The organism is Vreelandella zhaodongensis, assembly GCF_013415115.1.
GTDB lineage: Bacteria > Pseudomonadota > Gammaproteobacteria > Pseudomonadales > Halomonadaceae > Vreelandella > Vreelandella zhaodongensis.
The window spans coordinates 583,152-602,029 of record NZ_JACCDD010000002.1 but is presented as its reverse complement, the minus strand read 5'-3'; the positions used below and the strand labels follow the sequence as shown (position 1 = coordinate 602,029).

General features: G+C 53.0%; 17 protein-coding genes. 10 read left to right on the top strand and 7 right to left on the bottom strand.

Annotated elements, in window-relative coordinates:
* Positions 1-13: 13 nt before the first annotated feature.
* From atpA to mgtE, 5 genes are all read left to right on the top strand, one after another.
* On the top strand, positions 14-1,558 hold the full coding sequence (gene atpA / locus HZS79_RS06110; protein ID WP_162218090.1) for a F0F1 ATP synthase subunit alpha: 1,545 nt from the start codon (positions 14-16) through the stop codon (positions 1,556-1,558).
* A 65-nt stretch (positions 1,559-1,623) separates the two neighbouring features.
* Positions 1,624-2,514 (top strand): F0F1 ATP synthase subunit gamma, encoded by an 891-nt coding sequence (gene atpG, locus HZS79_RS06105; RefSeq protein ID WP_162218089.1) that lies wholly within the window; start codon positions 1,624-1,626, stop codon positions 2,512-2,514.
* Positions 2,515-2,590: 76 nt separating this feature from the next.
* Positions 2,591-3,970, top strand: coding sequence for a F0F1 ATP synthase subunit beta (gene atpD, locus HZS79_RS06100; RefSeq protein WP_162218088.1), 1,380 nt, complete (start codon positions 2,591-2,593; stop codon positions 3,968-3,970).
* A 24-nt stretch (positions 3,971-3,994) separates the two neighbouring features.
* Positions 3,995-4,423 carry a F0F1 ATP synthase subunit epsilon gene (locus HZS79_RS06095; RefSeq protein WP_162218087.1) on the top strand — a complete coding sequence of 143 codons (429 nt, stop codon included), beginning with the start codon at positions 3,995-3,997 and terminating at the stop codon, positions 4,421-4,423.
* Between the two features lie 169 nt (positions 4,424-4,592).
* Positions 4,593-5,981 carry a magnesium transporter gene (gene mgtE, locus HZS79_RS06090; RefSeq protein WP_162218086.1) on the top strand — a complete coding sequence of 463 codons (1,389 nt, stop codon included), beginning with the start codon at positions 4,593-4,595 and terminating at the stop codon, positions 5,979-5,981.
* Between the two features lie 19 nt (positions 5,982-6,000).
* Here the strand turns inward: mgtE and HZS79_RS06085 are convergent, their stop codons facing one another.
* Genes HZS79_RS06085 through HZS79_RS06055 form a run of 7 tightly spaced genes read right to left on the bottom strand, consistent with a single transcriptional unit; the run spans position 6,001 to position 12,368 of the window.
* The gene (locus HZS79_RS06085; protein ID WP_246311407.1) at positions 6,001-8,844 is read right to left on the bottom strand and encodes a proton-conducting transporter transmembrane domain-containing protein; all 2,844 of its coding nucleotides are present in this window, start codon (positions 8,842-8,844) and stop codon (positions 6,001-6,003) included.
* Positions 8,838-9,143 carry an NADH-quinone oxidoreductase subunit K gene (locus HZS79_RS06080; protein WP_162218085.1) on the bottom strand — a complete coding sequence of 102 codons (306 nt, stop codon included), beginning with the start codon at positions 9,141-9,143 and terminating at the stop codon, positions 8,838-8,840. Before HZS79_RS06080 ends, HZS79_RS06085 begins: the two co-directional genes overlap by 7 nt.
* A gap of 14 nt (positions 9,144-9,157) precedes the next feature.
* A complete protein-coding gene (locus HZS79_RS06075) occupies positions 9,158-10,087 on the bottom strand; it encodes a hydrogenase subunit MbhD domain-containing protein (RefSeq protein WP_238401396.1) in 930 nt (309 codons plus the stop codon).
* On the bottom strand, positions 10,059-10,382 hold the full coding sequence (gene mnhG / locus HZS79_RS06070; protein ID WP_162218084.1) for a monovalent cation/H(+) antiporter subunit G: 324 nt from the start codon (positions 10,380-10,382) through the stop codon (positions 10,059-10,061). Before mnhG ends, HZS79_RS06075 begins: the two co-directional genes overlap by 29 nt.
* Positions 10,372-10,671 (bottom strand): MrpF/PhaF family protein, encoded by a 300-nt coding sequence (locus tag HZS79_RS06065; RefSeq protein ID WP_218927940.1) that lies wholly within the window; start codon positions 10,669-10,671, stop codon positions 10,372-10,374. Before HZS79_RS06065 ends, mnhG begins: the two co-directional genes overlap by 11 nt.
* The gene (locus tag HZS79_RS06060) at positions 10,661-11,188 is read right to left on the bottom strand and encodes a Na+/H+ antiporter subunit E (RefSeq protein WP_179927326.1); all 528 of its coding nucleotides are present in this window, start codon (positions 11,186-11,188) and stop codon (positions 10,661-10,663) included. The genes HZS79_RS06065 and HZS79_RS06060 overlap by 11 nt, the downstream gene beginning before the upstream one ends.
* Complete coding sequence (locus HZS79_RS06055) at positions 11,178-12,368, bottom strand: cation diffusion facilitator family transporter (protein WP_179927325.1); 1,191 nt, start codon at positions 12,366-12,368, stop codon at positions 11,178-11,180. Before HZS79_RS06055 ends, HZS79_RS06060 begins: the two co-directional genes overlap by 11 nt.
* Before the next feature lie 187 nt (positions 12,369-12,555).
* Between HZS79_RS06055 and HZS79_RS06050 the strand changes: the two genes are divergently transcribed.
* From HZS79_RS06050 to HZS79_RS06030, 5 genes are all read left to right on the top strand, one after another.
* Positions 12,556-13,356 carry an undecaprenyl-diphosphate phosphatase gene (locus HZS79_RS06050; RefSeq protein WP_179927324.1) on the top strand — a complete coding sequence of 267 codons (801 nt, stop codon included), beginning with the start codon at positions 12,556-12,558 and terminating at the stop codon, positions 13,354-13,356.
* 30 nt (positions 13,357-13,386) lie between these two features.
* A complete protein-coding gene (locus HZS79_RS06045) occupies positions 13,387-14,487 on the top strand; it encodes an FAD:protein FMN transferase (RefSeq protein ID WP_179927323.1) in 1,101 nt (366 codons plus the stop codon).
* A gap of 19 nt (positions 14,488-14,506) precedes the next feature.
* The gene (glmU, locus tag HZS79_RS06040; protein ID WP_179927322.1) at positions 14,507-15,874 is read left to right on the top strand and encodes a bifunctional UDP-N-acetylglucosamine diphosphorylase/glucosamine-1-phosphate N-acetyltransferase GlmU; all 1,368 of its coding nucleotides are present in this window, start codon (positions 14,507-14,509) and stop codon (positions 15,872-15,874) included.
* Positions 15,875-15,951: 77 nt separating this feature from the next.
* Positions 15,952-17,778 carry a glutamine--fructose-6-phosphate transaminase (isomerizing) gene (gene glmS / locus HZS79_RS06035; RefSeq protein WP_162218077.1) on the top strand — a complete coding sequence of 609 codons (1,827 nt, stop codon included), beginning with the start codon at positions 15,952-15,954 and terminating at the stop codon, positions 17,776-17,778.
* A gap of 180 nt (positions 17,779-17,958) precedes the next feature.
* A complete protein-coding gene (locus tag HZS79_RS06030) occupies positions 17,959-18,825 on the top strand; it encodes a c-type cytochrome (protein WP_162218073.1) in 867 nt (288 codons plus the stop codon).
* Positions 18,826-18,878 lie beyond the last annotated feature (53 nt).

Sequence of the window (18,878 nt, the reverse complement as noted above, 5' to 3'; positions counted from 1 at the left end):
TGAGGGACATGGCATGCAGCAACTGAATCCTTCCGAGATCAGCGACATCATCAAGCAGCGAATTGAGAAGCTTGACGTCGCATCTGAAGCCCGTAATCAGGGCACCATCGTCAGCGTATCCGACGGTATCGTGAAAATTCACGGCCTCGAAGACGCGATGTTTGGTGAGATGATTGAATTTCCCAACAGCATCTTTGGCATGGTACTGAACCTGGAGCGTGACTCCGTCGGTGCTGTTGTCCTGGGTGACTACCTGCAACTTCAAGAAGGTATGACCGCGCAATGTACCGGTCGTATCCTTGAAGTACCGGTAGGTCCTGAACTGGTAGGCCGTGTTGTCGATGCGCTGGGTAACCCCATCGACGGTAAAGGCGATATCAACGCTAAAATGACTGACGCGGTAGAAAAAGTAGCGCCTGGCGTTATTACCCGTCAGTCCGTTGACGAGCCAATCCAAACTGGTTTGAAGTCCATCGACGCCATGGTGCCGATCGGTCGTGGTCAGCGTGAGCTAATCATCGGTGACCGCCAGATCGGTAAATCCGCCATTGCTATTGATGCGATTATCAACCAGAAGGGCAAAGGCGTTACCTGTGTTTACGTTGCTATTGGTCAGAAACAGTCAACCATTGCCAACGTAGTACGCAAGTTAGAAGAGCATGGCGCGATGGATCACACCATCGTTGTCGCTGCTGGCGCTGCCGACCCGGCACCCATGCAGTTCTTGGCCGCTTACTCTGGCTGCACCATGGGTGAGTACTTCCGTGACCGTGGTGAAGACGCGCTGATCGTTTATGACGATCTGTCCAAGCAAGCCGTTGCATACCGTCAGGTATCCCTGCTGCTGCGTCGCCCGCCGGGTCGTGAAGCCTATCCCGGTGACGTTTTCTACCTCCACTCGCGTCTGCTTGAGCGTGCTGCTCGTGTTAACGTTGACTATGTAGAGAAGTTCACCAACGGTGAAGTGAAAGGCAAAACCGGTTCCTTAACCGCGCTGCCGATCATCGAAACTCAGGGTGGTGACGTGTCTGCGTTCGTACCGACCAACGTGATCTCGATCACTGATGGTCAGATCTTCCTGGAAACTAACCTGTTTAACTCCGGTATCCGTCCGGCGATTAACGCAGGCCTGTCGGTTTCTCGTGTAGGTGGTGCAGCGCAGACGAAAATCATCAAGAAACTGGGTGGTAGCGTGCGTCTGGCGCTGGCTCAGTACCGTGAACTGGCGGCGTTCTCGCAGTTTGCCTCTGACCTTGATGAAGCCACGCGTAAGCAACTTGAGCATGGTCAGCGCGTTACCGAGCTGATGAAGCAGAACCAGTACTCGCCGATGTCTGTGGCGCAAATGGCGCTGTCTCTGTACGCCGCTAACGAAGGTCACCTGGATGATGTGAGCGTCGATAAAGTGTTGGACTTCGAGCGTGCTCTGCACGACTACATGAAGTCTGAACACGGCGACCTGCTCGACAAGATCAACCAGACCGGCGACTACAACGGCGAGATTCAGGACGGCTTGAAGTCGGGTCTCGAGAAGTTCAAGGCGACTCAGAGCTGGTAATGTCCAGCCCGCCTGCGGGCGGGCTTGCATGCTTTCTGAGAGCCACGAACGAAGGGTAGATCGCTATGGCAGCTGCAAAAGAGATACGCACCCAGATCGGGAGCATTAAAAATACGCAGAAGATTACCAGCGCCATGGAAATGGTAGCTGCGTCTAAAATGCGTAAAGCACAAGATCTGATGAAGTCCAGTCAGCCCTATGCAAATCAGATCCGCAATGTGGTTGCTCACATTGCAGACGCTGACGTGGAACAGGAAGACCAGCACCGCTATATGGTGGAACGCCCCGTCAGCCGCGTTGGCTACATTGTGGTATCTACCGACCGTGGTTTGTGTGGCGGTTTGAACGTCAACTTGTTTAAGGCGGTGTTGAAAGACGCTATGGCCTGGAAACAGGAAGGCGCTGAGCTGGATTTCTGTGCCCTCGGTTCTAAAGCTGGTGCTTTTTTCCGCAACTACGGGGGTAACTTAGTTGCCGCCAAGAGTGGTTTAGGGGAATCGCCAAGTGTTGAGGGGCTGATCGGTAGTGTTAAGGTCATGCTGGAAGCCTATGACGATGAACGTCTAGACCGTCTGTACGTGGTATATAACGAATTTGTTAATACCATGACGCAACGGCCCGTTGTACGCCAAATTCTTCCGCTGTCGTCAGATATGGGCGCAGACGAGAAGCATGACGAAGAAAACGCCCGTCCCGGAAGCTGGGACTACCTGTATGAACCGGATGCCAAGGCGTTGCTAGACAGCCTGTTGGTTCGATTCATCGAATCGCAGGTGTATCAGGCGGTAGTCGAAAACGGTGCGTGCGAACAGGCCGCCCGAATGATCGCTATGAAGAGTGCCACTGATAACGCGGGCAACCTGATCGACGATCTGGAGATGGTATACAACAAGGCCCGTCAGGCCGCCATCACCCAGGAAATTTCCGAGATCGTCGGCGGCGCTTCTGCCGTATAACGCCTAGGGAGCTAGCCATCGCTTAGGTGGCTCCCGGCAGACAGGTTTCATTTGCAGGTTTTTGAGAGGAACCAAGATGAGCGGACGTATCGTACAAATCATCGGCGCGGTGATTGACGTAGAGTTTCCGCGGGACACTGTGCCCAAGGTCTACGACGCGCTGAAGGTCTCCAATGCTGAGACTATCCTCGAAGTCCAGCAGCAGCTGGGCGACGGCGTGGTGCGCACCATTGCCATGGGCTCTACTGAGGGCTTGAAACGTGGCTTGGACGTGACCAACACAGGTGCCGCGATTTCCGTACCGGTAGGTAAGGAAACGTTGGGTCGCATCATGAACGTACTCGGCGAGCCGATTGACGAAGCTGGTGATATCGGTGAGCAAGAGCGTATGCCGATTCACCGCAAAGCGCCGAGTTATGCCGACCAAGCAGCTTCTAACGAGCTGCTGGAAACCGGTATCAAAGTTATCGACTTGGTCTGCCCGTTTGCTAAGGGTGGTAAAGTTGGTCTGTTTGGCGGTGCCGGTGTTGGTAAAACCGTTAACATGATGGAGCTTATCCGCAACATCGCCACCGAGCACAGCGGCTACTCTGTATTCGCCGGTGTGGGTGAGCGTACGCGTGAGGGTAACGACTTCTATCATGAAATGACTGAATCCAACGTTATCGACAAGGTAGCGCTGGTTTATGGTCAGATGAACGAGCCGCCCGGCAACCGTCTGCGCGTAGCGCTGACTGGCCTGACCATTGCTGAGAAATTCCGTGATGAAGGCCGCGACGTACTGTTGTTCGTCGATAACATTTACCGCTACACCCTGGCCGGTACGGAAGTATCTGCTCTGCTGGGTCGTATGCCGTCTGCGGTAGGTTATCAGCCGACACTGGCGGAAGAGATGGGCGTTCTGCAGGAACGTATCACCTCGACCAAAACCGGTTCTATTACGTCTGTGCAGGCCGTTTACGTCCCTGCGGATGACTTGACCGATCCGTCGCCGGCGACCACTTTCTCACACCTTGACGCCACCGTTGTACTTGCGCGTTCGATTGCTGAGCTAGGTATCTATCCGGCCATCGACCCGCTGGACTCTACCTCACGTCAGTTGGATCCGTTAGTCGTCGGTGAAGAGCACTACAACACTGCTCGTGGCGTGCAGAACGTTCTGCAGCGCTACAAGGAGCTGAAGGATATTATCGCGATTCTGGGTATGGACGAGCTGTCTGACGAAGACAAGCTGGCCGTATCCCGTGCGCGTAAAATCCAGCGCTTCCTGTCGCAGCCGTTCTTCGTTGCTGAGGTATTCACTGGTTCGCCCGGTAAGTATGTTTCTCTGAAAGATACTATCGCTGGTTTCCAGGGCATCCTCGCGGGTGAGTATGACGATCTGCCGGAACAGGCCTTCTACATGGTCGGCTCCATCGACGAAGCTGTCGACAAAGCCAACCAGATGAAGAAGTAATCCCGTCCATTAGGGGGATTCGCTATGGCGAATAGCTTCACTTGCAATATCGTCAGCGCTGAAGCATCTATCTTCTCAGGTAAGATTGAGCAGGTAGTTGCTTCTGGGATTATGGGTGATCTCGGCATTTTGCCGGGGCACGCCCCGCTGCTGACCGAGCTTAAGCCGGGCCCGATCCGCGTGATCCACGATGGTGGCAAGGAAGAAAACTTCTTTGTCTCGGGTGGCTTCATGGAAGTCCAGCCGGATGTTGTGACGATCCTGGCAGATGCTGCGGCGCGTGCCGGTGACCTCGATGAGGCCGCCGCCGAAGAAGCACGTCAGCAAGCGCTGAAAGCCTTTAACGAGAAGTCAGCAGAGCTGGATTATACTCGCGCTGCTGCTGAACTTGCCGAAGCTGTTGCCCAGTTGCGAACGATTCAGCAACTGCGCAAGAAGGCGGGTAAAGGCTAAAAACACGCATTAGCGTGAATAAAACGCTCCTTGAACCCGCTAGGGTTTAAGGGGCGTTTTTTTTGTCTGCTAATATGGGGAAACTTTTTTCGCGTAGAGAAGCTCGTCGGTAATACCCGTTCGTAACACGTTAGCTGCACAATACGCGTCTGCATACAGGGAGATAGCAATGTCATTGAACGATGAAACCTTGCAGGAACTGAAAACAGAGCTGCTTGACGAGCTGGTTAAAGAGGATCCAAACAAAACGCTATTAGCTGAGCGTTTAGCCGAGATTCGCTCGGCGGATATTGGCGAAGTACTAGAAGAGTTTATCGAAGAGGACGAACAGCTTCCTGCAGCACTGTCTATACTCGATATTCTCTCTACCGAGCGTGCTGCCAACGTACTGGGTTATTTGCCTGGTGAAAGTCAGCTTGAAGTGGTGGGAGAGCTGTCGGATACCCAGGTGCTCAAGCTGCTCGAAGAGATGGGCTCTGATGAACGGGCGGATTTGTTTAATCTGCTTGGAGAAGACCGCCGCGAAGCTTTACTGCGGCGTATGGCGCACCAGGAGAGGGAAGACTTAAAGCGTCTATCGAGTTATGAAGAGGGTACCGCAGGCGCCATCATGACCTCTGACTATGTGGCAATAGCCAGTGGCATGACGGTGTCGCAAGCCATGATGCGGGTACGCCAAACCGCCCCTGATGCTGAAACGGTTTATCAGCTCTATGTGCTCGATAGCGACGGGCAACTGATAGGTACCATGTCATTGCGCCAGCTAATGGTGGCCCGCCCGGGGGCATTAGTTGACGACATCATGATTAAAGATGTCATCAGCACACCTGTTGATGAAGAGCAGGAAGAAGTTGCACGTATTGTTGCTCGCTACGACTTACTTGCGCTTCCCGTGCTAGATGCCGATGGCCGAATGGTCGGTATCGTCACCCACGATGACGCCATGGATGTTGCCGAATCGGAAGCCACCGAAGATATCCACAAGGGTATGTCTATCGGCCAATTGGAAGATGGCGTTAGCCGAGTGACGTTGTGGACCCTTTACCGCAAGCGTGTCACTTGGTTGGTACTATTGGTGTTTGCCAATCTTTTTTCAGGGGCAGGCATTGCCTACTTTGAAGATACGATTGCCGCCCAAGTCGCGTTGGTATTTTTTCTACCACTACTCATTGGTAGTGGCGGTAACGCAGGGGCTCAGGCTGCCACACTGATGGTACGTGGTATGGCAACTGGTGATATCGGTGTGAAAGATTGGAGTAAGATGCTTGGCCGTGAACTGCTGGTGGCAGGCTCATTAGGGCTTACGATGGCCATTGCGGTCGCGCCTATCGGTGTTATCAGGGGCGGCGAGGCCGTGGCGATGGTGGTTGCCTTTAGCATGGTCACCATTGTGTTATTTGGCAGCATGATCGGCATGTGCCTGCCATTCGTACTAGAGCGTTTCAAGGTCGATCCTGCAACCGCGTCAGCTCCGTTGGTAACCACGCTTATTGATGCCTCGGGGGTATTGATCTATTTCAGCATTGCCACCGTTATTCTATCGGATGTGGCTATGTAAGCGGTTGCGTAAATGGCCGTCAAAGGTAAATGATTAAAAACAGGCTAGAAACGCTAACCAGCATGACGCCTATCACCGGCCAGTGACGCAGCTGGCGTTCTACCCTCCAGGCGAACCGACTACGGGTCGCCTGGCGCCAGGGGAACTGAGTCAGAGGTGATAACGTGATTGGTTTAACCTGGAAGGTAGCGCACCGGTAAAGAGTAGCCACTGCCACGCTCCCACTAACGGTGATGACGCCGAGTGCTTTTATGTTCGCGGCCATCCAGCTACCCGGATAGGGTAACCACCACTGCCATATGAGTGGTACCAGCCACGCACTGGCACATAGTAGCCACCAGCCTGCCCACAGCCAACGGCTTACCAAGGGGGCAGTATTCAAAGGGGCATCGGCGGCGGGTTGTTTCAGTAACAGCCAACCATAACGCAGCATTGCACCTGCGGTCGCGATACTGGCAAACGTCAGCAGCTCACCGGCGAAACCTTGAGTGCTGATGGCATAAGTTAGCCAACTTTTAATATAGAGCCCGCCACTGAACGGAACGCCTACCAGTGTGAGCGCAGCGATTGTCATGCCAGCACCGATGATCCGGCGTTGTCTGCCAGAAAGTGCCCCCCACTGCCCGGCACCTATAAAGAGAGCTGATTTCGCCAAGCCGTGGCTGATCACCAGCAGCATGATGAGCGTGCGCAGTGTGTCATTGCCAGGTACTAGTAGCAGGATGCCCACCCCTGCAGAGAGCAGGCCTATTTGGCCGACGCTAGACCACGCCAACACAGTTTTAGGCGTTCCCGAAAAAGTGCCTTGCACACCGCCATAAAGGGCCGCTAAAACACCCCAGTAAAACAGCATCTCGCCAGCGGTTACAGCGGAAGCATTGTCAGGTGTTAAGCGCAGCGCACCTAGAACCCCTAGTTTGATCATCACACCAGAAAGTAACGCACTGGCCAGCGCCGGTGCCGCAGGATGAGCGATAGGTAGCCAGCCATGGACACCCAATACACCTGACTTAATGGCCAAACCGCCTCCCACAAGTAGCGCAGTGGCTACTGATAGGGACGCAAAGGTGGCCTTTTCAAAGGCCAGCGACCCCTGGAGCGCCATGCTGGCGGTGGCCGCAAATAGAAGTACTTCAGCCACTAGCATCATGGCTAAATACGTTCGGCCTGCCTGTGGCGTTGTACTGGCCTTACCATGAAGTATGAGTAGCCAACCCAATATTCCCAACCATGCTAGCGCGGTATAAAACGTTAGCCAGTCTTGAGAAGTGAGAGCAATGACATGGAATAGTGCGGTTAGCCACAGTATGACAGCGAAAAAACGCGAGGGAGGTGACGGGTGCCGATACTGCCAAAGGAGTATCAATGGCCAAATCAACAGCGCAGGGAGCGCAAAATAACGGGTGGTGCGATCAATGCTAGGCAATGCAAGATAACCATTCTGAATCACCAATGTCATACCGACCCCCCACGCCAGACAGCCGAGTAGCAACGGAAGTAGCCCTGCATAAGAACATGCTGTGGCTAACGGAAGGGGCGCTGGACGTAACGCAATGGCGATCACTCGGGTTAAGTAGCCAGCGGTAAGCAGAGTGCCTAGCAAAAAAACCGTGGCGCTTAGCCAGCGCTGCTGCTCCCACAACCCCATAAATAACCACCACTTACCAACAAAGCCACCACTGGGAGGCAGCCCTACAAGGCTTGCTGCGCAAAGGGCAAACCCTGCCCAAAGCCAGGGGAGCCGATAGGTGCTGCCAGTGAATTGCTGGAGTTGATCCCCTTGATGATAAAAAACCAAGTAGCCGGCGGCTAGAAAAAGCCCTGCTTTTGCTAAACCATGGGCTACCAGTAGCGTCGTGGCACCCTGTTGCGCTAACGCGTGGGAGCTGGCATCCGTAGATAGGCTCAGGAGAAGCAGCGCGTAACCCATCTGGGAAATTGTGGAATAGGCAATCAAACGCTTCAGCTGTGTTTGTTGAAGTGCATTAACGCCTCCCCATAACAGCGAAAGTCCGCCTAAAAAGGCAAACAACGGCTGCATGGAAAGCATCTTGAATGGCCCCAGCCACAGCTGCCACAGCCAATAGAGTGCAACGGCGACGACCACAGCTGACAGCATCGCACTCACTGCAGGAGACGCACGCGAGTGCGCTTGGGGCAGCCAGCTGTGCAACGGCACGAGCGCCGCTTTCATCATCAGTCCGAGCGTCATGCACAGTGCTGCAATAGCATGCAACGTATCAGAAGTTGCCCGCTCGTTGAGTAAGTCGATATCCAGCGTGGCATGGGTGCCATACATCAGCCCCACCCCAAGGAGATACAGTAACGATGCAATCAGTGCCACCAGCACATAGCGAAGAGCGGAAAACCCATAAGGATCTTTGGGTGACAGTGCCACCAAACCCGCTGCACTCAAGGACAACAGTTCAAGTGCGACGTACACATTAAACAGGTCTCGCGAAAGCCATAGCGTGTTAAGTGCTGCCCACATTAACCACCATAGCGTCCAGTATTCATGCCGTTTAATTCGATCACCTGCGCTAGACAGGCTTGCGGCAATAGCCACTACCGTGGTTAACGTCAGCAGGACCAATGACGTTGGTTCCAGAGCCCAACGGATACCGATTGGTAGTGCCCAGCCTCCTAATAGCCAGCCATCTAGAACCAAGGCAAGGTTATGGTCGACCAACCACGCCCCTGTCGCATTGCCTAGCGCAATCAATGGTATGCCAATCACCAGTTGATGACGGATGCTTAAAAGGCGAGTGAATGCCGCAATTGACAGTAATAGCGGCACGATGACCAAAAGCACAGGGAGGGTATTAAAAGCTAAAGAGGCATTGATAGAGGGGAGCATTAGCATGGTGGCTCCCGACGATAGCGACGTAAATAGAGGGCTAATACAACCGCGGTGGTGCTAACCGCGACCACGATCCCCGTCAGTACCAACGCATGAGGAACCGGGTCGATACCATTAGCGGTGCGAGCGGTTAACACCAGGAGCAAAAAGACAGCACTGGATAGAATATTAAGGGCTAGTAGACGACGAATGAGGTGGCGAGCCGTGAAAAGGCTCACTAGTGCCATTGCCGCAAGTATAGAAGCAAGCAGGGCGAAAAGTGCGTCTGTTGTGCCAGTAACGTGGATGAGCGACTGCGTCATAGTTGTTATCACGGCTAACTTCTCGGTCGCCCAAATAGGTAAAAAGTCATCAGCATAAGGGCGATCGACAGCGCAGCGGCGACTTCAATGGCAATAATAAAATAGCCTGCCAGTTGCGGCGGTAGGCCGTAAAGTGAACCTGTCATCAGTAAGCCAGCGAGCGCCGTGGCAAGAAAGAGTAATAATCCGGCGGCTAATAACCAGCGTAAGAGTTGGTTGTAATAATGACGATACATCCACCCAATACTCCCAGTGAGTAACAATAGTACGCCGCCAGCTCCCAATACGGCGCCTGCTGGAAAAGCACCGCCCGGTGCATGGGTACCCTGCCAGAGAAAGTAGCTAAAGGTTAATAAAAACAGGGGGTGTAGCCAGCGTGCCAGCGTTGTAAGTCCAGGGTAGTTGAGCTCTAATGCGGGCGGAGGAATAGCTCTCTGAAGAGACCAAATCGCCGCAACAGCGCATAGCATGACGGCAATTTCCAATAAGGTATCGATACCACGCAAGTTAAGTAATATCGCCGTTACTGCGTGCTCAGCACCGCTCTCAGGGAGTACAGCCGCTATTTCCTTAACTAGCCCTACTTTAGGGAGAGCGAGCATTGTCGCCCACAGCACACCTCCAACGAACACCACGATAATCGTCATTGGAATAAATCGCCGTGGCACACGGTAGTGCTCATGGTGCAGCTGTCGCTGAGAAGCGGGAAGTTGCCCCACGGCGGTGAGTAACAGTGCGCCCGTAATGCCAGCGCCAATCGCAGCTTCCGCAAGGGCCACATCAGGGGCATCTAAACGGACCCAAATAAGCGCCATCACCAGACCAAAGGCCATTAAATTGGCAACCGCACGAAATAATCCAGGAAGTAATAGACACTGCCCAGCGGTCGCAAGCGCTGCCAACGTAAGTAGAAGGTCAACGGCCAGCATGTTTATCCACGTCATTACGTTGTCTGGGCGGGTGGCCGTGACGTAAGGCTGAAGTGGAAATAAGAGTGGCTCCCGTGCTGGAGGCTAAAAGCAATAGCCCCCAAATCAACACTATTTTAAGTCCAACGGCGACACTGTCGGCCTGCACGGCAAGGCCTAAGCAAATGAGTCCTAAGCCAACGTTATCCGCTTTAGTAAGTGCATGAAGCCGCGCATAAACATCGGGAAAGCGCAGCAAGCCAACCGTACTGGCAATAAAAAAGGGCAGGCTTAATAGAATAAGGGCTATACCTAGCAGATCACCCATCATCATTAGGCTCCTTCCGTTGAGATGAATGATGGCGAACAACAAAATTAGCCGTGCCCAGCGCGGCCAATAGAGCAAAGAGCAGAGCAATATCGATCAGTGCCGGTAACGTAAAGTAGGCGCTAAACAGCAATACAATGGCCAACGTCGAGGTCGTGAAAAACTCCACTGCCAGCATACGGTCAGCGTTGGTAGGCCCAAGATAGAGTCGCCAAAGCGATACCACCGCATTTGCAAGCAGCACAGCGCTGGCAATGATATAAACAAGCCGAATCCACTCTTCAACGCCCATGCTTTAAACCATAAAGTTCAGCGATACGGCTTTCAAGTTCGCGAAGCTGAGCCGCTATCTGAGGGTGGTGGAGAATGTGAATATAAAGCGTGTCGTCACTAATGCGTAGGGTGAGCGTACCAGGCGTTAGATTAACCAAATTAGCCATTAATAATTGATGAGATGGACAGGTAAGCAAGCGGAAATAATAGACACGTGTATGCGTATTGGCATCACAACGTCGGCTTAACGCCAACTTAGCAACTTCTACTGCACCGCTTACGCTTAGTTTCACCATAAAGCCGATAAAGGCAGGAAGTTTCCACCAGCGTAAATGAGCTGACCATGTGTTGGTATTAAGTGGCGCACAAAGCGCAATAGCAAGTGCCAGAGGAACACCTATCCAAACACTGCCGGTACCTTCTGTCAGTACCCACCATAAGCCGCTGTAGAGGGTGGTGCGCCATAGTAGAGTGCGCCAGGGTGGCACTTTCCAGCGTTGTAGAACAGCGTGTAACCCATGGATATTAAGGTGCATTACTTGCTGCGCGAGTAATAAACAGAATTTCTACGTGGCCTAACCACTCGATATCGCTAGCCAATCCCTTCAGTTGGCTGGCCAAGCACTGTGGCGGTTGATTAACGGCATCACCAATCACCAGGGAAACCGAGACTTTGCCGTCAAGGTAGTGCAGCTGAAGTTCACTCAGCGTGCGCCACACAGGATGCATATACCATCTCTCATTCAGTGCCGCTTCCACTTCAGGACGCAGCGGCAGTCCCGGTAAGCGGCTGGGGTCACCTTCTCCGGCGTCATCTTCTGGGTCAACGTGAAAAATAACATCGGTGAGAAGCGGAAACTCATGGCGTAGACGGCGGCTCACTTCGTTACCGATCTCGTGTGCCTCCGATACGGTAATTTTTGGTCCAACCACAACATGCAGGTCAACCATTACCCAGCCAGCTGACTGGCGGGTACGTAAGTCGTGAACGCTATCGACGCCCGGCACGCTACAGGCAACGTCATGCATCTGTTGCTGAACGTTTTCAGGCAACGCAGTGTCCACAAGCTCTCTGGCAGACTCCCACAACAAATCCCAGCCGACTTTACCCACTAGCAAACCGACGATAATCGCAGCAACGGCATCTAACCAGCCAAAACCAAACTGTGCGCCAATCAGCGCTATTAGCACCACTAGTGTGGAGAGTGCATCGCTGCGCGAATGCCAGGCATTGGCTTCAAGAAGCTTTGAGTTCACGCGTTTGGCAACGCGCATGGTATAACGAAAAATCCACTCTTTGCTAAGCAGGGCCGCGATGGTGATCACAATAGCAATAATCCCAGGCGCGCCTACCGCAGTGCCGCTAAACAGACGATCTAAGCTAGACCACGCAATCCCCCCAGCAACAAAGATAAGCACACTGCCCAGCAGCAGCGTCGTCAGTGTCTCAATTCGTCCATGACCGTAGTGGTGATCGTCGTCAGGCTCCTGGCGCCCATAATGGATAGCAGCCAGCACGAAGCCGTCAGTTACAAGATCCGACAGAGAGTGGATACCATCAGCAATCAAGGCGGCTGAACCAACCAGAAAGCCTACGACTACTTTGACAACGCTAAGAATGCCATCCAGCCACGCCCCAATGTAGGTGACGCGCTTGGCTTCTCGGCTATCTAGCTCACGTTTGGGAACCACTGGTGATTCTACGGTCTGAGTCATGAGGTACCTTGTCGGGACGCGCACTTCTAATAGATGCCTATTGTAGCTTACGACGGCCCTGGCTCTATACCTTCTTACGAATTTGCGTGTATCCCGAGTACGGACAACGAATAAAGGGATGTGTATCCTTAGCGCCACTGCACGTGGGTAAGCTTCATTTAACGACGTAACATTAACAGGACGACCTATGGATTGGCTCCAGGTAGTGGTGTTAGCGGTAGTACAAGGACTAACAGAGTTTTTGCCTATTTCGAGTTCAGCGCATTTGATTTTGGTGCCCGTTCTCACTGCTTGGGAAGATCAAGGCCTTGCTTTCGACGTTGCGCTGCATATTGGCAGTTTAGCGGCAGTTATCCTCTACTTTCGCCATGAAATTTTCCGCATGGTCTCAAGCAGCCTAAGTGCCATACAAGGTAAAGGTGTTGATGAAGACGCCAAGTTGGCGCTATGGGTGGTACTCGCGACGCTTCCCGTTTGTGTTATTGGTTTTCTTGGGCGCGACCTTATCGCCGACCATATGCGCTCGACGCTGATTATAGGCATTAGCCTTATCGTTTTCGGTTTGCTGCTAGGCTACGCGGATTGGAAAAAACGCGGAAGTCGCAGCGAGTACCATATGCGCGTAAAGGATGTGCTCATCATTGGCTTCGCGCAGGCGTTGGCACTGATACCGGGCACCTCTCGCTCGGGGATTACGATCACGGCCGCGCTGCTGGTGGGTATGAGCCGCGAAGGTGCGGCACGCTTCTCTTTTCTTCTCTCAATTCCTGTCATCGTTCTGGCAGGGGGATTAGAAGTAGTTGGGTTGATAGGCACCCCAGAGCCGATAGATTGGCCTGCCATGATTGTTGGTACGCTTCTTTCGGGAATTAGCGCGTACCTCTGTATACACTACTTCTTGGTTGTCATTAAAAAGCTAGGTATGCAACCTTTCGTGGTGTACCGAGTGCTGTTTGGTGCTTGGCTGTTGTGGTTTTTCCACTTCTAATAACAGCGAATATTGCTCAAGGGAAATACGATGAAAAGCAATCACCGGTTATTGCGTGTTAGCAGCCTAGTGCTGGTGACCACCTTTATACTAACTGGATGCTCAGAGAATGACCGACCACTCGATACGCCTGTTCGCTTTGAAGGCGGGATCTTTGGCTCTTTCTATCAAGTAACGTTAGCGGAGCCTCTCACCCAGGGTGAAGCAAACGCGCTGGAAGAGGGCTTTCTTGCCGAGCTTGAGAGTGTTGATCAAGCGATGTCAACATATCGTGATGATGCGGAGCTTATCGCCTTTAACGAGGCCCCACTTAACGAATGGCAGCCGCTTTCCAATGAGTTGATCGAAGTGTTGGCGATTAGTCGTTCAGTGGCAGAAGCAAGCCATGGTGCATTCGATATCACCGTGGGCAGTGTCGTTAACCTATGGAGTTTTGGCCCTGAAGCACGCCCCGAAGAAGTGCCTTCAGAGGATGAGTTAAATGAACGCTTGGCAACCATTGGCTATGACGCTGTGGATGTTGACGTCGAGCGAATGCAGGCTCGGCGTACTCGCGATGTGTTCGCTGACCTTTCCGGTGTTGCTAAAGGGCATGGAACAGATCGCGTCGCTGCATATCTTGATCAACAAGGGATCGAAAACTACCTCGTCAACCTGGGAGGCGATATCGTTGCCCGTGGTTACCGTGATGTCGAAGATCAGACCCCATGGCGCATTGGTATTGAAGTGCCGGAAGATGGTGAGCAAACGGCCCAGCACATTCTACCCCTGAGCGATATCTCAGTTGCCACCTCGGGTGATTACCGAAACTACTTTGAAGTCGATGGTGAGCGTTTTTCCCACACCATTGACCCGCGTACTGGTCTGCCAGTGAAACATGATGTTGCCTCAGTATCTGTTTTCCACCCGTCGAATGCTTGGGCAGATGCTTGGGCTACAGCGATTATGGCGACGGGCAAAGAAGAGGGATTACAAATGGTGCTCGAGAACAATCTTAGCGCGCTCATTCTAATTAAAGATGGCGAGCACTGGCGCAGCTTAGCAAGCCCAGCATTTGTCGATGACTTCGGTGAAGCGCTAATGGATGAGCTGGGAATTAACGCTTGGGAAACGCTCGCTGACAACCGCTAAATTGCTAAGGTAAAAAACCATGCAGGATCTTGATATTGTCATACTTGCCGCGGGAAAAGGCACCCGTATGCGCTCACAAATACCCAAAGTGCTGCATACCTTGGCCGGTAAATCCATGGTGCAACATGTGTTAGACACGGCCAGTGAGCTTAACCCTACTCGAACTCATGTTGTGATTGGACATGGTGCTGACCAACTTCGCGCAGCGTTGGCAGAGAGCGCAGTATCGTTTGCTGTGCAGGAAGAGCAAAAGGGAACCGGCCATGCGGTTGCTCAAGCGCAACCTCAGCTAGGAAACGGAAACGTGCTGGTTTTGTATGGCGATGTCCCGATGATTCGCCGTGAATCACTGACGGCGCTGCTTAGCCACGTTGATGAACAGCACATGGGCTTGCTGACCGTTACGTTGGAAGATCCTTCTGGCTACGGGCGTATTGTTCGCAATGATGAAGGTGAGGCCGTGGCTATCATTGAACAAAAAGACGCCAGTGCTGACCAGCTTGCCATTACCGAATGCAACACCGGCATTATGGCCATGACCAGTGCTCAGTTGAAACGGTGGTTGCCTCAACTTTCTGCTGAAAATGCCCAGGGCGAGTACTATTTAACCGACGTAATCGAGATGGCTGCAAACGAAGGCATCAAGGTGTGTACTGCCCAGCCAGCTAGTGCGGTAGAAGTTGAAGGGGTGAATAACCGTGCGCAAATGGCTCGTTTGGAACGCGCTTACCAACAGCAGCAAGCCGACAAATTAATGGAACAGGGCGTTGCACTAGCTGACCCGGCAAGAATTGATATACGCGGTAAGCTCACCTGTGGTCATGATGTGTTTATTGACGTTGGCTGCGTGTTTGAAGGCGACGTAGAGCTGGGTGAAGGGGTACATGTTGGGCCTTACTGTGTTATTAAAAACAGCACGATTGGCGCTGAAAGCGCTATCGACGGCCATAGTGTGATTGATAGCACGGTAGCTGCTGGCCTGAATCAAATAGGCCCCTTTGCACGGCTACGCCCCGGCACACGCTTGGCAGTTAAAGCAAAGGTGGGTAACTTTGTTGAAACTAAAAATGCTGATGTTGGTGAAGGAAGTAAAATCAATCATTTGAGTTACATTGGGGATGCCCGCTTAGGTCGCGATGTGAATGTTGGCGCGGGCACCATTACGTGTAACTATGACGGTGCGAATAAACACCGCACAGATATTGGTGACAATGCGTTTATTGGCTCGAATAGTGCGCTGGTAGCACCGGTGACGGTGGGCAAAGGAGCCACGATAGGCGCAGGTTCAACAATTGCGAAAGACGTAGCAGAGCATGCGCTAGCGGTAACCCGTGGGCGTCATTTAGAGAAATCAGACTGGCCTCGCCCAGTTAAAAAAATCAAGTAAATCAACTGGTGACGTCGACAGTTTATAGGTCGACAGTTTGTTATTAACGCCTCTAAACGCCCAAGGGAGAAATGGCTATGTGTGGCATCGTCGCGGCGGTAGCACAACGTAATGTGCAAGAAATACTACTGGAAGGACTCAGGCGCTTAGAGTATCGCGGCTATGACTCCTCTGGCATGACGGTGCTGAACAGTGGCGCATTAACGCGCCACCGCGCCTTGGGCAAAGTAGCCTCGCTAGCAGCGCAGTTGGCTACCTCTGCTTTGCCTGGCACCTGTGGTATCGCTCATACCCGCTGGGCTACCCACGGTAAACCTTCTGAAGCGAACGCGCATCCGCATCACAGCAGCAACCAAGTCGCAGTCGTACATAACGGCATTATTGAGAACTATGAGCGCATAAAAGATACCTTGCAGGCCAGTGGCTACTCCTTTACTTCCGAAACCGATACCGAGGTAATTGCCCACTTACTTGCTGAAAAGCTAGCAACCGGATTGAATTTATTCGAAGCGACTCAGCAAATCGTTAACGGCTTAGGTGGGGCCTATGCACTGGGCGTAATGAGTGCTGCAGAACCAAGTGTGGTGGTCGGTGCTCGTCAGGGCAGCCCTCTGGTCGTGGGTGTTGGGATCGATGAAGCCTTTTTAGCCTCTGACCCGCTCGCACTGCTTCAGGTGACCGACCGCTTCATTTATTTGGAAGAGGGCGATTTAGTCGAGCTTCGTGAACACGGAGACATCCGCATCGTTGACCGTCAGGGCAACGCGGTGGAGCGACCAATTCAAACTTTTGAACACGGTGATGGAGCAGCCAGTAAAGGCAACTACCGCCACTATATGCTCAAAGAGATCTTTGAGCAGCCTGACGTAATAAGCGCTGCACTTGAAGGGCGCTTAAGCGACAGCAGTGTGCTGGTTGAAAGCTTTGGCCCTGATGCCCAGGCACTGTTTCAGAGCACCCGCCAGGTTCATATTATTGCTTGTGGAACTAGCTATCATGCCGGCCTAGTGGCGCGTTACTGGTTAGAGCGCTATGCCGGTGTGCCCGTGCAGGTAGAAGTAGCATCTGAGTACCGCTATCGTCATCCCGTAGTACCAGAGGGCACGCTCTTTGTAACGTTATCCCAATCCGGCGAAACAGCGGATACGCTGGCGGCATTGCGTTTTGCAAAAACGCTCAGTTACATAGGGTCGCTGGCTATTTGCAACGTACCAGGCAGTTCGCTGGTGCGTGAATCAGATATGTCACTGATGACACGGGCAGGCCCAGAAATCGGTGTGGCGTCGACGAAAGCGTTTACCACCCAGTTGGTTGCTCTGATGCTGCTAACACTGTCAGTGAGCAAAGCTAAAGGTCAGCCAGAGCAGCAAGATATTGTTACCGCCCTGGGCGCGCTCCCTGCACTTTGCCAGCAGGTATTGGTGCTGGATAGCCAAATTGAAACGCTTTCCCAAGCGTTTGCGGAAAAACATCATGCGCTATTTTTAGGCCGTGGTGCTCACTACCCTATTGCGCTGGAAGGCGCGCTAAAGCTTAAGGAAATTTCCTATATCCATGCTGAGGCTTACCCCGCAGGTGAGTTAAAGCACGGCCCGCTGGCGCTGGTAGATAGCGAAATGCCGGTGATTTCAGTCGCACCTAACGACGACCTGCTCGAAAAGCTTAAGTCGAACCTGCAAGAAGTCCGCGCTCGTGGTGGACAGCTGTTTGTCTTTGCCGATGAGCGAGTGGGTATTAGCGAACAGGATGATGTTCGCGTGCTAACGCTTCCCCATGTCCATGAAGCACTGGCGCCGCTGTTATACACGCTGCCACTGCAGCTTCTGAGTTACCATGTGGCGGTTTTGAAGGGCACTGATGTGGACCAGCCACGTAACTTAGCCAAGAGTGTTACGGTCGAGTAGGCAAATGATAGCGCGGGTTGAATTGCCGCGCTTAGTAGCATTTTCTTACGCTTGGTGTTCTCGGTATACTAGCGTGAAACGTATGTCTTGGCGTCTCGGCTGCGAAAGATGCGTGATGGTGCTGTCGCGCGCAGGGGTTGAGCACAAACGATTTATGACAAAACTCAAGAGGTGGTGAGAGTGAAATCTAAGCTGATCATGAGCGGGCTGGCGGCCCTAGGCGTCATGGCAGGCACATCGGGTGCTTATGCCGATGACGCAGCACGTGACGCAATGGCCGAGCGTCTGGCACCGGTAGGGCAACTCTGTTTGCAAGGGCAGGACTGCGGTTCTGCTGCAGCGCCGGCAGCCAGTGCCAGTAGTGGTGACGAAATAGACGGTGCGGGTATCTACAACCGTATCTGTATGGCGTGCCACGAAACAGGCGCTGCGGGCGCGCCGGTTCGCGGTGATGAAGCGGCTTGGGCTGAACGTACAGAACAAGGCTTCGCCACGCTACTTGAACACTCGATCAACGGTATTGGCGCTATGCCTGCCCGTGGTGGTAACCCCAACCTTTCTGATGCTGAAGTTGAAGCCTCAACGGCTTACTTGTTAGAGCCAGTGATGGATGTTCCAGAACTAGGTGCTGGTGATGAGCAAGCCAGTGCTGAAGCAGTAGAAGAGAGCGCCAGCGATGATGTTGCCGCAGCGGATGATAGTGCTGCGGATGAGGCGGTGAGCGAAGACGTGGCTGCCGCTGATGCAGACGCCGCCACTGATGAAGAAGCGGTTGCTAGCGAAGACGCCAGCAATGGTGGCAACGGTTTAGATGGTGAAGCGCTTTACGGCAGCCTGGGCTGTGTCGCTTGCCACGCTAACGGTGTCGCTGGTTCGCCACTGATTGGTGATGTTGACGACTGGGCTCCACGTCTTGAACGGGGCGTTGATGCGCTGTATCAAAGCGTTTTCGATGGCATGGGTGCCATGCCGCCTCGCGGTGCAAGCTCCGGTTCTGATGAGGAAATCATCGCTGTTGTTGACTATATGGTGTCAGAAGTACAGTAGTACAGTAAGTCATGACCCTTATTGGTTGACGACAAATCTATCCACAGGTGGGT

Bases quoted from the DNA above. Each gene is read 5' to 3' on its own strand.
- mgtE (WP_162218086.1), top strand. From the start codon at position 4,593: ATGTCATTGAACGATGAAACCTTGCAGGAACTGAAAACAGAGCTGCTT.
- HZS79_RS06080 (WP_162218085.1), bottom strand. From the start codon at position 9,143: ATGACGCAGTCGCTCATCCACGTTACTGGCACAACAGACGCACTTTTC.
- atpG (WP_162218089.1), top strand. From the start codon at position 1,624: ATGGCAGCTGCAAAAGAGATACGCACCCAGATCGGGAGCATTAAAAAT.
- HZS79_RS06065 (WP_218927940.1), bottom strand. From the start codon at position 10,671: ATGGGCGTTGAAGAGTGGATTCGGCTTGTTTATATCATTGCCAGCGCT.
- HZS79_RS06085 (WP_246311407.1), bottom strand. From the start codon at position 8,844: ATGCTAATGCTCCCCTCTATCAATGCCTCTTTAGCTTTTAATACCCTC.
- HZS79_RS06075 (WP_238401396.1), bottom strand. From the start codon at position 10,087: ATGACGTGGATAAACATGCTGGCCGTTGACCTTCTACTTACGTTGGCA.
- atpD (WP_162218088.1), top strand. From the start codon at position 2,591: ATGAGCGGACGTATCGTACAAATCATCGGCGCGGTGATTGACGTAGAG.
- HZS79_RS06045 (WP_179927323.1), top strand. From the start codon at position 13,387: ATGAAAAGCAATCACCGGTTATTGCGTGTTAGCAGCCTAGTGCTGGTG.
- mnhG (WP_162218084.1), bottom strand. From the start codon at position 10,382: ATGATGGGTGATCTGCTAGGTATAGCCCTTATTCTATTAAGCCTGCCC.
- glmS (WP_162218077.1), top strand. From the start codon at position 15,952: ATGTGTGGCATCGTCGCGGCGGTAGCACAACGTAATGTGCAAGAAATA.
- atpA (WP_162218090.1), top strand. From the start codon at position 14: ATGCAGCAACTGAATCCTTCCGAGATCAGCGACATCATCAAGCAGCGA.
- HZS79_RS06060 (WP_179927326.1), bottom strand. From the start codon at position 11,188: ATGCACCTTAATATCCATGGGTTACACGCTGTTCTACAACGCTGGAAA.
- HZS79_RS06095 (WP_162218087.1), top strand. From the start codon at position 3,995: ATGGCGAATAGCTTCACTTGCAATATCGTCAGCGCTGAAGCATCTATC.
- HZS79_RS06050 (WP_179927324.1), top strand. From the start codon at position 12,556: ATGGATTGGCTCCAGGTAGTGGTGTTAGCGGTAGTACAAGGACTAACA.
- HZS79_RS06055 (WP_179927325.1), bottom strand. From the start codon at position 12,368: ATGACTCAGACCGTAGAATCACCAGTGGTTCCCAAACGTGAGCTAGAT.
- glmU (WP_179927322.1), top strand. From the start codon at position 14,507: ATGCAGGATCTTGATATTGTCATACTTGCCGCGGGAAAAGGCACCCGT.